This is a genomic window from Variovorax sp. CCNWLW235, from assembly GCF_037204085.1.
Classification (GTDB): domain Bacteria; phylum Pseudomonadota; class Gammaproteobacteria; order Burkholderiales; family Burkholderiaceae_C; genus Variovorax.
On sequence record NZ_JBBCBW010000036.1, the window covers coordinates 1 to 12,103 of the forward strand.

Sequence of the window (12,103 nt, forward strand, 5' to 3'; positions counted from 1 at the left end):
CTTGCGCAGCGAAATAAAGGAGGAGGCCGAAGGCCGGGGGACATTCGCGGAGAAAGGTACCCCGTCGGCGGGTGCGCCGCCCTGAACGACAGGCAGCGCAAAAAAAAGGCCCCTCTCGATCGAGGCGCCCTGAAGGAAACTCAGCGCTCAATAGTCAGCGCCACACCCATGCCGCCGCCGATGCACAGCGACGCAATGCCCTTCTTGGCGTTCTGCCGCTGCATTTCGTGCAGCAGCGTCACAAGAATGCGGCAACCCGACGCGCCGATGGGGTGGCCGATGGCAATGGCGCCGCCGTTCACATTCACCTTGTTCACGTCCCAGCCCATTTCCTTGTTCACCGCGCAAGCTTGAGCGGCAAAAGCTTCGTTGATCTCGAGCAGGTCGAGGTCTGCGGCCTTCCAGCCGGCGCGCTGCAGTGCCTTGGTCGACGCGGGCACCGGGCCCATGCCCATGATGGCCGGGTCGAGGCCCGCAGTGGCGTAGCTTGCAATGCGGCCCAGCGGCTTCAAGCCCAGGGCGGCGGCCTTCTTGGCCGTCATCACCATCACGGCGGCGGCGCCGTCGTTCAGGCCCGAGGCATTGCCCGCGGTTACGCCGCCGGCCTTGTCGAACGCGGGGCGCAGGCCCGCCAGGCCCTCGGCGCTGGTCTTGCGGTTGATGAACTCGTCCTTGTCGAAGACGAGCGGGTCGCCCTTCTTCTGCGGAATGCTCACCGGCACGATCTCTTCCTTGAACTTGCCGGCATCTTGCGCGGCCGCGGCCTTGGTCTGGCTGCCCAGGGCGAGCTCATCCTGCGCCGAGCGGTCGATGCCGAACTTCTTGGCCACGTTCTCGGCCGTGATGCCCATGTGGTACTGGTTGTACACGTCCCACAGGCCGTCGACGATCATCGTGTCGACCATTTTCCAGTCGCCCATGCGCTGGCCGTTGCGCGAGTTGGGCAGCACGTGCGGCGCCATGCTCATGTTCTCTTGCCCACCGGCAATCACGATTTCGCTGTCGCCCGTGGCCACGGCCTGCGCTGCGAGCATGACCGCCTTCAGGCCCGAGCCGCACACCGCATTGATGGTGAGCGCCGGGGTTTCCTTGGCGCCGCCGCTCTTTAGCCACGCCTGGCGCGCGGGGTTCTGGCCCGCGCCGGCGGCCAGCACCTGGCCCATGATGGCTTCGCCGACCTGCTCGGCCGTGAGGTTCGCGCGTGCAATCACTTCCTTGATCACGAGGGCGCCCAGCTCCGTGGCCGCAATGCCGGCGAGCGAGCCGCCGAACTTGCCGACCGCCGTGCGTGCAGCCGAAACGATGACGATGTCTTCCATGAGGTTCTCCGTTGAAGTGATTTGATTGAAGCGGGTGCGTGGGATTGTGTGTGCGTCTGCCGGCCGTTACTTTGGGCTATGTCAGGCGCGCGCCTTGACGTAGCGCCCCGGCGCCGGCTCGATGGCTTTGTATGCCTTGCCGTTGCCGTAGGTCTTGGGCGCGGGAACCTGCTTGCCCGCATGGCCCTTGAGCCATTGAGCCCAGTCGGTCCACCAGCTGCCGGGGTGCTCCGTGGCGCCGGCCAGCCATTCGGCCTGCGTCTTCGGAAACTTGCCGTCCTCGCGAATCCAGTGGCTGCGCTTTTTCTTGGCGGGCGGGTTGATCACGCCGGCGATGTGGCCTGAAGCGCCCATGACGAAGCGCTTCTTGCCGGGCAGCAGCTGCGTCGATGAATAAGCCCCGCCAATCGGCACGATGTGATCTTCGCGCGAGCCGTAGATATAGGCCGGGATGTCGATTTTGCTCAAGTCCACCTTCTGGCCGCACACCGTGAGCGCATTGGGCTTGGCGAGCTTGTTCTCGTGGTACGTGTTGCGCAGGTACCAGGTGTAGAACGGGCCCGGCAGGTTGGTGGCGTCGCTGTTCCAGTAAAGCAGGTCGAACGGGGGCGGCGTTTCGCCCTTCAGGTAGTTGCCGACCACGTAGTTCCACACCAGGTCGTTCGGGCGCAGAAAGCTGAAGGTCGAGGCCAGGTCGCCGCCCGGCAGCAGCCCGCCCTTGCCGAGCTGCATTTCGCGGTACTGCACCATCGGCTCGTCCACGAAGATGTCGAGAATGCCCGTGTCGCTGAAGTCGAGGAACGTGGTGAGCAGCGTGACCGATGCCGCCGGCTTTTCGCCGCGTGCCGCAAGCACGGCCAGCGCGGTGCTCAGGATGGTGCCGCCCACGCAGAAGCCGAGCGCATTGATCTGCTTGCTACCGCCGATTTCCTGCACCGTGTGAATCGCCTTGATTGCGGCGTTCTCGATGTAGTCGTCCCACGTGGCGTTGGCCAGCGATTCGTCGGGGTTGCGCCAGCTCACCACGAACACGCGGTGGCCCTGCTCGTTCGCATAGCGGATCAGCGAGTTTTCGGGCTGCAGGTCGAGTATGTAGAACTTGTTGATGCAGGGCGGCACCAGCAAGAAGGGCCGCTCGTACACCTTGGCGGTGAGCGGCTTGTATTCGAGCAGCTGGAACAGCTCGTTCTCGAACACCACCGCGCCTTCGGTGGTGGCCACGTTGCGCCCCACTTCGAAGGCGCTTTCGTCGGTCATGCTGAGGTGGCCCTGCTTGATGTCATGCAGCAGGTTCTGAATGCCCTTGGCAATGCTCTCGCCTTGGGTTTCGATGGCTTTTTTCTGCGCCTCGGCGTTCAGCGCCAGCGAATTGCTCGGCGATGACGCGGCCATCCATTGCTCCACGGCAAAACGCAGGCGGGCCTTGGTTTTTTCGTCGGCATCGATGGCCTCGGCCATGTTCAGCATGGTGCGGCCGTTGAGCAGGTACACGGCCGCCGAGAAGGCAGCGAGCGGATTGCCACCCCAGGCGTCCGACGCAAAGCGCTTGTCGCCTTCGGGCTTGGCGGCGAAGCCCTGGCGCCAGAGCTCGGTCGCCTCGGCAACGTATTGCTGCTGGATCGACTGAAGCTTTTCGGGGTCGATGGAGATCTTGGGCAGCTCGGGCATCTTGGCCGCCTGCGGCATTTGCCACAGCGGCGTGCCGCCGACAAAGGCCGAGGCCCCCTGCGCGGCGGATTGCTGGAATGATTCCAGCGCCTTGTTCCATCCCTCTGACAGTGCCTGCTGGAAGGGCGCGAACGCATCGGCCCCCGTGGCTTGTTGCTTCATTGTGTCTCCTGGTCCTCGCCTGGTCGGTACGGATGGCTGCTCGTGTTTTGAGTATGCTGCATTTCACAAGGCCTTCATAACGCCGCCCACCTACTTACCGACTGAAACTTGTTGTGTTCATCCACCTGATCGTGATCGGCTGGCTCTACGTTGCCGTGATGATGGCCGTGGCCGAAGCCACCAGCACCACGGGCACCGTGCTGGGTGCCATCTTCACATTTCTTTTGTACGGATTGGCGCCCGTGGCCTTGGTGGTTTACCTGATGGGAACCCCGGGCCGCCGCCGCGCAATCAGGCAGCGCGAGGCCGAGGCGCAGGAGGCCGCGCGCCGCGCCGCAGCGGCGGAAGCGAGCAAGGATTCAGGCCTTCCAGACCAGGGCGGCGAAGCGCCCGCTGACGCCGTCCCGCCGGTGCGAAAAGAACCGTGACGGGTTGCCGACGGTGCACCAGCCGTCGCTGCCGTCGTTGCCATACACCGCCTCCACACCGGCCGCGCGGAGGCGCTGGCGTGCAAGCGCCGGCAGGTCGGCCAGCCATTTGCCGGCCGATTGCGCAGGCTGAAAGCACCCCGCAGCCTCCGGCGCATGCGCCTCGAATTCGGCCTTGACTTCGGCGCCGACCTCGAAGGCCTTGGGGCCGATGCAGGGGCCGAGCCATGCCAGCACCTTGCCGGGCTCGGCGGCAAAACGCCCGGCGGTCGCCTCGAGCACACCACCGGCAAGGCCGCGCCAACCCGCATGCGCAGCGGCCACGCGGCGCCCTGCGGTATCGGTGAAAAGCACGGGCAGGCAATCGGCCACCATGATCGTGCAGGCCAATCCGCTATCGGCCGTGGTGCAGGCATCGGCGGCGGCGCCGTCAGGCAACGAACTAGCGGCGCCCTCGAGCACCGCGACCTCGCTGCCATGCACCTGCTGCAAGAAGACCGGCCGCACGCCGATGGCTTGCCGCAGACGCGTGCGGTTGGCCGCGACGTGCGCCGGCTCGTCGCCCACGTGGTCGCCGAGGTTCAGGCTTTCATAGCGCCCCACCGAAACGCCGCCAGCGCGCGTGGTGCACAGCGCCCGCACGTTCTGCGGCGCCGGCCATTCGGGCACGAGCCAGCTCGGGTCCATGCCGGGGTTCATGCCGCTCAGGCTTCCGCGTCGGGTGCCTGCGAAGGCTGGGCGCGCTGGAAGGCGTCCAGCGCCATGCAGGCCTCGAAGGCGGCCATGGTGCGCGGCAGTCCGCTGAAGTCGCAGTCGAAGCGCCTGCCGTTGAAGATCTGCGGCACCAGGCAGCAGTCGGCCAGCGTGGGCGTGTTGCCGTAGCAGAAGATGCCGCCGGGGTGCTGCGCAAGCTGCCGCTCGAAGGCCAGCATGCCGTCGCGCACCCAGTGGCGGTACCAGGTGTTCTTGGCCTCGTCGTCGAGCTTGAGCTCCTTCACCAGGTACTTGAGCACGCGCAGGTTGTTCAGCGGGTGAATCTCGCAGGCAATCGACTGGGCCAGCGCCCGCACGTGCGCCCGGCCGACCGGGTCGTGCGGCAGCAGCGGCGGCTCGGGGTGGGTCTCGTCCAGGTATTCGATGATGGCCATCGACTGCGAGAAGCGCTCGCCCTCGTCTTCGAGCAGCGGCACCAGCATGTCGGCCGAAATGGCCGAATAGGGGCCCGTGCGATGGTCGCCGCGGGCGATGTGCACCGGCACGTAGTCGTAGTCCAGGCCCTTCAGGTTCAGCGCAATGCGCACCCGGAAGGACGACGAGGAGCGGAAGTAGTTATGCAGCTTCATCATTGCGCAAGCATAGCGCTCGCGAACAACCCTGGTCTGCCTCTGGCACACTGCCGTTTTTCTCCGTTCCGCTGAAAAGGACAGACGCAATGGCTTCCGAGTTTGTTTTCGCCCCGCCCGCGACCGTTTCGGTTCCGGTGGCCGGGCAGCCCGCCCGTTTTCCGGTGCACCGCATCTATTGCGTGGGCCGCAACTATGAAGATCACGCCAAGGAAATGGGCTTTACCGGCCGCGAGCCGCCGTTCTTCTTCATGAAGCCGGCCGACGCGCTCGTGGTGGTCGATGCGGGCCAGACCGGCACCATGGCCTACCCCACGCTCACCAAGAACCTGCACCACGAGATCGAACTCGTGGTGGCCATTGGCACCGGCGGCAAGAACATCAAGGCGGCCGATGCGCACAAGCACATCTACGGCTATGCCGTGGGCCTGGACATGACGCGCCGCGACCTGCAGGGCGAGATGAAGAAGCAGGGCCGCCCCTGGGACATCGGCAAGGGCTTCGAGCAGAGCGCGCCCATCGGCCCCATCGTGCCCGTGGCGCAGGCCGGCGATGCCGAGAACGCCGAAATCTCGCTTCAGGTCAACGGCACCGACCGCCAGCGCAGCACCGTGGCCAAGCTGATCTGGAACGTGGCCGAAACCATCGAGCATCTGTCGGCCGCCTGGGAACTGCAGCCCGGCGACCTGATCTTCACCGGCACGCCCGAAGGCGTGGCCGCGGTGGTGGCTGGCGACACGCTGGTCGGCGAAGTGGCGGGCCTGCCCAAGCTGACCGTCAAGGTCGTCTAAAGGCCCCGCGCCCCCACGCTCCATGATCCTGCGCGTACCCATCAAGCACTGCAAGAACTGCGGCACCGCGGTGGTCTACCGCATTCCGGACGACGGCGACACCAAGGAACGCGCCGTCTGTCCCGCCTGCAGCACCATCCACTACGAGAACCCGCTGAACGTGGTGGGCACCATTCCCGTGCTCGGCGACAAGGTGCTGCTGTGCAAGCGCAACATCGAGCCGCGCTGGGGCAAATGGACGTTGCCCGCGGGCTTCATGGAGCTTGGCGAAACCGCGGCCCAGGGCGCGGCGCGCGAAACCGATGAAGAGGCCGGCGCCAACTATGAAATGCAGGGGCTTTTCGCGGTGATCAGCGTGGTGCGCGTGGGCCAGGTGCACCTGTTCTACCGCGCCCGCCTGCTGGACGACCGCTTCGACCCGGGCCACGAAACCATCGAGGCCCGGCTTTTCACCGAGGAAGAAATTCCCTGGGAAGAAATCGCCTTTCGCACCGTGCGCGAGGCGCTGGAACATTTCTTCGAAGACCGGCGGTGCGGCAGCTTCGACCGCGTGCACGAACTCAGCATCGTTTGAAACACATGACCATCCAGGCATTGCGGGCCACCGCCCTCTTCCGTGCGGCGCTCGCATCCACCCTTGTCCTCGGCCTGGGCCTCGCGCTGGCCCCGGCGGCGCAAGCGGAGATCGTGGGCGACGTCGACACCGCGTTCAAGCTCATCGGCCCGGACCACAAGATCGTGGTCGAGGCGTACGACGACCCCAAGGTCAGCGGCGTAACCTGTTACGTCTCTCGTGCCAAGACGGGCGGGCTGGCCGGCGCCTTCGGCGTTGCCGAAGACAAGTCGGAAGCCTCCATCGCCTGCCGCCAGGTCGGTCCCGTGAGCATTCCGCAGCCGCTGCCCAAGCGCGAAGAGGTCTACACCGAGCGGCTGTCGATTCTCTTCAAGCGGCTGCGCGTGGTGCGCATGGTCGACGCCCGGCGCAATACGCTCGTCTACCTTACCTACTCCGACCTGCTGATCGACGGCTCGCCCAAGAACAGCGTGACGGCGGTGCCGATCGACCGCGGCACGCCCATTCCGCTCAAGTAACAAAAGAGCAGGCACAGCCAGCCCCTTCAGCCCCCTTCTCCCAGGGTCCGACACCTGCCGGCGCCCTGTGAGTTTGCTAGCATGCCGGCGGTAATTCGCCCGGCGTGCCGAGCCGAAGGAACCCTCAGCAACGAATTCGTTCCAAAAGAGAACCATGCAGCACCTTCAGACTTTTGTTTCCCGTACCGGCGCCGCGCTCCTCGTGGCGGCCGGCCTCGCAGCCTGCACCACGCCCGCACCGCCTCCCCGGGCCGGCGTGAACGTGCCACCGCCCGTTCAGCAGCCGCAGGCCATGTTCATCCGGCCCGCCAGCGGCACCACCATTGCCCGCTTCGACGGCGTGCGCAACAAGGGCCTGGACATCGCGGGCAACCTTGGCGACCCGGTCGTGGCTTCGGCCGACGGCCGCGTGGTGTACGTGGGCGGCGAACTGCGCGGCTACGGCAACATGGTCATCGTCAAACACAACGACACCTTCCTCACCGCCTACGCCCACGCTGAAAACATCGTCGTCAAGGAAAACGCGGTGGTGCGCCAGGGCCAGAAAATTGCCGAAATGGGCAAGAGCGGCACCGACCGCGTGAAGGTGCATTTCGAAATCCGCAAGAACGGCACCGCCGTCGACCCCGAGCCCTACCTGAGCGGGCGCCTGCAGCACTAGGCACCCGGTGGCGGCGCAGGCGCGCCGCTAAAGCAGGCTCTCGGGCACCAGCGGGGCAAACAGCTCCAGCTTCCAGCGCGACCAGAAATCGGTTTCGGGCTCCACGTGCAGGATGGTGTCGGCGCCGTCGCCCGAGGCCGGGCTCACCCATTCGATGCCGCCGCGCGGCCCCAGCTGCAGTTGGTAGGCACCGTCGAGCCGCATGAAGCCGATAAGGCTGGTGAGCTGCTGCGCGATCTGCGGGCTGAAGATGAAAATGCCGACCTCGGTGTTGTGCAGCATCGAGCGCGGGTCGAAGTTCATCGAGCCGATGAAGACGATGTTGCGGTCGATCACGGCCGACTTTCCGTGCAGCCTTCCGCTCGCCGAACCGTACATGCCGAAGCGCTTGGTTTCTTCCACGCGCTTGGGGCTCAGCTCGTACAGAGCCACGCCCAGCCGCAGCATCTCCGGCCGGTAGCGGCGGTAGCCGATGTGCACCAGCGATTCGTCGGTGGCAGCCAGCGAGTTGGTCACGATGGTGTAGCTCACGCCCTTCTGCCGCACGATGCGCATCGACTCCATGCCACCGCGGCCTGGAATCAGATACGGCGTGGTTTGCAGGATCTCGTGCTCCGCGCCACGTATGTACCGCCGCACGTTGTAGAGCACGCTGTCCGTCGACTCGTCAGCCGGCAGCCCGCGGGCCTCTTCCGTGGGGCCGAGCGCCTTGGCGGGCGCATCGGCGTAGGCTTCGGCGCGCGCCCACACGAGCGAGAGCGCGCCTTCGTCCAGGTCCTTGGCCAGCGCGTTGTTGCCCAGCAGGTCGGTGGAAGCAAGCGGTTCGGGGTGCAGCGTGTCCGGCCCGCCGGTCAGTTGCTCGAAGCGGTCGCGCAACTGCTGCGGCGTGACCCCGCCGGTCGACACCAGCGACTCCACAGGGTACACGTAGGGGCTGTTCCAGTACATGTCGAACAGCGACGAAAGCCGCGGCACCACGGTGCCGGCCACCAGCGTGTCGATGTCGATGAAGTTGGAGCCGCCGTCGCGCAGGAAGTATTCGTTGGCGATGTTGCGCCCGCCCATGACCGCCATCACGTTGTCCACCACGAAGAGCTTGTTGTGCATGCGGCGGTGCACGCGGTCGAAGTCGAGCAGCGACGAGGCCCAGCGCGTGCCCAGGCGCTCGCGCCCGGCCGGAAACGGATTGAACATCCGCACCTCCGCGTTGGGATGCGCCGCCAGGCCCGCGAACAGCGGGTCGGCGCCCGCGGTGTAGAGGTCGTCCACCAGAAGGCGCACACGCACGCCGCGCTCCGCCGCATCGCGCAATGTGCGAAGCAGGTAGCGACCGGTTTCGTCGTTCTGCACCAGGTAGTACTGAACGTCTATGGAGCGCTGCGCGCGCTTTGCCAGCTCGATGCGCGCATGCAGCGAAAACTGCGCCATGGGCAGCAGCCGAAATCCGCTCAGGCCCTGCCCCGGCGGTGAAGCCGCCGTCACAAGGCGCCCCAGCGCCGTGTCGGTGCCGTTGGTGATGGCCATCGACGGCTTGCGCTCCACGCCCGACGGCAGGCCCGCGCAGCCGCCCAGGAGCAGCAACGCCATGCCCAGCACCAGCCAGAGCGGCCAGGCGCTGCGCACGCCGGTGCCGGCTGCTTCTTCGGTAATTCCTGAAATTCTGGAGTTGGAGTTTGCTGCCATCGGACGGTGCGATGCGCGACGCGCGCAGGGTGGCCGGTTTCTACCATGAGCCGGCGGAAAACGACTGTTTATGGAGTCCTCCTACACCATCGGCAAAGGCAAGCTGACGCGTGGACGCAACCGGCGGCACCACATTTTTTGAACACGAACGAAAAACCAGGTAGCAGACAGCCCGGCGGCCAGCGCCGGTGCCACTCAGCGAGGTTGCGGATGACCAAGAAGAATGATTTGCTGGCGCGGTTCGACGGCAGGCTCACGATGATCGGCTTCGGCTCCATCGGCCAGGCGCTGCTGCCGCTGCTGTTGCGCCATTTCGGCCTGAAGGCCTCCGACATCAAGATCGTGAAGCCGGGCGAAGACCGCAGCGGCGTTGCCAAGGAACTGGGCGTCGAAGTCATTCCTGCGCGCCTCGACGAAGGCAACTTTGCCGCCGTGCTCGAGCCCCTGCTGGGAAAGGGCGACTTCCTGGTCAACCTCTCGGTCGATGTCTCGAGCCTTGCGCTCATCAAGCTGTGCCGCGAGCGCGGTGCCTTCTACCTGGACACCTGCAACGAGCCCTGGCCCGGGCGCTACGACGACCCCGGCGTGCCGCCTTCCCGCCGCTCGAACTACAGCCTGCGCGAAGAAGTGCTGGCCTGGCGCCTCGACAAGCGCAGCGGCCCCACGGCCGTGATCACCCAAGGCGCCAATCCGGGGCTGGTGTCCGCGCTGCTCAAGCAGGCGCTGCTCAACATTGCGGCCGACACGCATGCGCAGCTCGAGTCCATGCCCGCGAGCTACGAAGACTGGGCCGCACTCGCCAAGCAGCTGGAGATCAAGGTCATTCACATTGCCGAGCGCGACACGCAGGCGCCAAGGCAGCGCAAGCAGCGCAACGAATTCGTCAACACCTGGTCGGTGCAGGGCTTCGTCGACGAGGGCCTGCAGCCGGCCGAACTCGGGTGGGGAACGCACGAGCGGCACTGGCCGGCCGACGCCGCGCGGCACGGCTTCGGCAGCGATGCGGCCATCTACCTTGGCCGGCCCGGCATCGGCACACGCGTGCGCAGCTGGACGCCGCTCGAAGGGCCCTACCACGGCTTTCTGGTGACGCATGCCGAATCGATTTCCATTGCCGACCACCTCACGCTGCGCAAGGACGGCGAGGTGGTGTACCGCCCCACGGTGCACTACGCCTACCACCCCTGCGACGATGCCGTGCTCTCGCTGCACGAGGTGGCCGGAAAAAACTGGCGACTGCAGCACCGTCAGAAAATCATCCGCGATGAAATCGCCGAAGGCATGGACGAGCTCGGCGTGCTGCTGATGGGCAACCCCAAGGGCGTCTACTGGTACGGCTCCCGCCTGACCATCGATCAGGCGCGCGAACTGGCGCCCGCCAACAGCGCCACCAGCCTGCAGGTGGTGGCCGGCATCCTGGGCGGCATGCTCTGGGCGCTGCGCAACCCCGACGCCGGGCTGGTGGAGCCCGACGACCTCGATCACCGCGTGGTTCTGGAAGCCGCAATGCCCTACCTGGGAGAGGTGGCGGGCGTGTACGGCGACTGGACGCCGCTCAAGGACCGCAGCCCGCTCTTCAATGAAGAAAAGGATGACGAAGACCCCTGGCAGTTTCTCAACTTCCGGGTGACCTGATTGCTGCTGCGAAAAGAACTCGGCGTCGTCGAGAACTCCTACTACGAAGCGAGCGTGCAGCGCGCCGAGCGGTTCGAAGCTGCGCGCCCGCTCGAAGGCATTGCCACCGCCGATGTCTGCGTGGTGGGGGGCGGCCTCGCGGGCCTTTCCGCGGCGCTGGAGCTGGCTTCGCGCGGCTATGCCGTGGTGCTGCTCGAGGCGCAGCGCGTCGGCTGGGGAGCCTCGGGCCGCAATGGCGGGCAGGCCATCGTCGGCTTCGGCTCCGACGGCGAAGCTGCCATCGAAAAGCAATTCACACCCGAGGAGGCGCGCCGCGCCTGGAACGTTTCGGTCGAAGGGCTGAACCTGCTGCGCGACCGCATGGCCCGCCATGCCATCGACTGCGACTGGCAGCCCGGCTACCTGAACCTTTCGGTCAAGCCTTCGAAGTCGCGCGCGCTTCGCCAATGGATGGAGCACGTGGGCCGCGTTTACGGCTATCCGCTGCAATGGCTGGGGCCTGGGGAAATCGCGCAATGGGTCGACAGCAAGCGCTTCGACGCCGGCACCTTCGATGCGTTTTCAGGTCACCTGCATCCGCTCAAGTATTCGCTGGGCCTGGCTTCCGCGGCGCGTGCCGCCGGTACGCAACTGCACGAGAACTCTGCGGCCCAAGTCATCGAGCGCGGGACGCGGCCCGTGGTGAAGACCGCGCAGGGCGAGGTGCGATGCAGCTTCGTGGTGCTGGCGGGCAACGTCTACCTTGCGGAATACGGCGACGACGTGGCGCCCGAAGTGTCGTCGCGCATCATGCCCGTGGGCACCTACATGATTGCGACCGAGCCGATGGACAAGGCGCGCGCGGATGCGCTCATGCGTGGCCGGCCAGCTGCTTCGGACACGAACTTCGTGCTCGACTATTTTCGCCTGAGCGCCGACCACCGGCTGCTGTTCGGCTCGGGCGACAGCTACAGCGCCCGCACCCCGCGCAACCTGATCGAAAAAATCCGCAAGAGCATGCTCGCGGTGTTTCCGCAACTGTCAGACCTGGGCATCGACCACGCCTGGGGCGGCTTCGTCGACATCACCATGAACAAGGCGCCGGATTTCGGCCGCATCGGCACCAACATCTACTACCTGCAAGGCTTCTCCGGCCATGGCCTGGCGCTGACCGGCATGGCGGGCAAGCTGGCGGCCGAGGCCATTGCCGGGCAGGCGGAGCGCTTCGACCTGTTCGCCCGCATCGGGCACCTGGCCTTTCCGGGCGGCACGCTGCTTCGCACCCCCGCGCTCGTGCTGGGGATGATGTACTACCGGATGCGGGATCTTCTGTAGCCTCTTT

The 12,103-nt window shown here is 66.1% G+C and carries 12 protein-coding genes; 7 read left to right on the forward strand and 5 right to left on the reverse strand.

Annotated features, from left to right (window positions below):
• Positions 1-140 precede the first annotated feature (140 nt).
• Positions 141-1,319 (reverse strand): acetyl-CoA C-acetyltransferase, encoded by a 1,179-nt coding sequence (locus tag V9L21_RS25375; protein WP_337315554.1) that lies wholly within the window; start codon positions 1,317-1,319, stop codon positions 141-143.
• Positions 1,320-1,400: 81 nt separating this feature from the next.
• On the reverse strand, positions 1,401-3,149 hold the full coding sequence (gene phaC / locus V9L21_RS25380; RefSeq protein WP_337315555.1) for a class I poly(R)-hydroxyalkanoic acid synthase: 1,749 nt from the start codon (positions 3,147-3,149) through the stop codon (positions 1,401-1,403).
• Positions 3,150-3,262: 113 nt separating this feature from the next.
• Between phaC and V9L21_RS25385 the strand changes: the two genes are divergently transcribed.
• A complete protein-coding gene (locus V9L21_RS25385) occupies positions 3,263-3,577 on the forward strand; it encodes a hypothetical protein (RefSeq protein ID WP_126748624.1) in 315 nt (104 codons plus the stop codon).
• On the opposite strand, the gene pgeF is transcribed toward V9L21_RS25385, so the two are convergent.
• Together pgeF and maiA are read right to left on the reverse strand one after the other, a co-directional pair.
• A complete protein-coding gene (pgeF, locus tag V9L21_RS25390; RefSeq protein ID WP_337315593.1) occupies positions 3,509-4,264 on the reverse strand; it encodes a peptidoglycan editing factor PgeF in 756 nt (251 codons plus the stop codon). The genes V9L21_RS25385 and pgeF overlap by 69 nt on opposite strands.
• 17 nt (positions 4,265-4,281) lie before the next feature.
• On the reverse strand, positions 4,282-4,920 hold the full coding sequence (maiA, locus tag V9L21_RS25395) for a maleylacetoacetate isomerase (RefSeq protein WP_337315594.1): 639 nt from the start codon (positions 4,918-4,920) through the stop codon (positions 4,282-4,284).
• Positions 4,921-5,009: 89 nt separating this feature from the next.
• Between maiA and V9L21_RS25400 the strand changes: the two genes are divergently transcribed.
• From V9L21_RS25400 to V9L21_RS25415, 4 genes are all read left to right on the forward strand, one after another.
• Positions 5,010-5,711: a fumarylacetoacetate hydrolase family protein gene (locus V9L21_RS25400; protein ID WP_337315556.1), complete on the forward strand. Its 702-nt coding sequence runs from the start codon at positions 5,010-5,012 to the stop codon at positions 5,709-5,711.
• A 22-nt stretch (positions 5,712-5,733) separates the two neighbouring features.
• Positions 5,734-6,285: an NUDIX hydrolase gene (locus V9L21_RS25405; protein WP_337315557.1), complete on the forward strand. Its 552-nt coding sequence runs from the start codon at positions 5,734-5,736 to the stop codon at positions 6,283-6,285.
• 5 nt (positions 6,286-6,290) lie between these two features.
• Positions 6,291-6,803: a CreA family protein gene (locus V9L21_RS25410; RefSeq protein WP_337315558.1), complete on the forward strand. Its 513-nt coding sequence runs from the start codon at positions 6,291-6,293 to the stop codon at positions 6,801-6,803.
• Positions 6,804-6,957: 154 nt separating this feature from the next.
• Positions 6,958-7,464: a murein hydrolase activator EnvC family protein gene (locus tag V9L21_RS25415; RefSeq protein WP_157613350.1), complete on the forward strand. Its 507-nt coding sequence runs from the start codon at positions 6,958-6,960 to the stop codon at positions 7,462-7,464.
• A gap of 27 nt (positions 7,465-7,491) precedes the next feature.
• Here the strand turns inward: V9L21_RS25415 and V9L21_RS25420 are convergent, their stop codons facing one another.
• Positions 7,492-9,051, reverse strand: a complete 1,560-nt coding sequence (locus V9L21_RS25420) for a phospholipase D family protein (protein ID WP_337315595.1) — start codon at positions 9,049-9,051, stop codon at positions 7,492-7,494.
• 306 nt (positions 9,052-9,357) lie between these two features.
• Here V9L21_RS25420 and V9L21_RS25425 point away from each other — a divergent pair, with 306 nt between their 5' ends.
• A complete protein-coding gene (locus V9L21_RS25425; RefSeq protein ID WP_337315559.1) occupies positions 9,358-10,782 on the forward strand; it encodes a homospermidine synthase in 1,425 nt (474 codons plus the stop codon).
• Positions 10,783-12,096: an NAD(P)/FAD-dependent oxidoreductase gene (locus V9L21_RS25430; protein WP_337315560.1), complete on the forward strand. Its 1,314-nt coding sequence runs from the start codon at positions 10,783-10,785 to the stop codon at positions 12,094-12,096.
• The last annotated feature ends 7 nt before the right edge of the window (positions 12,097-12,103 follow it).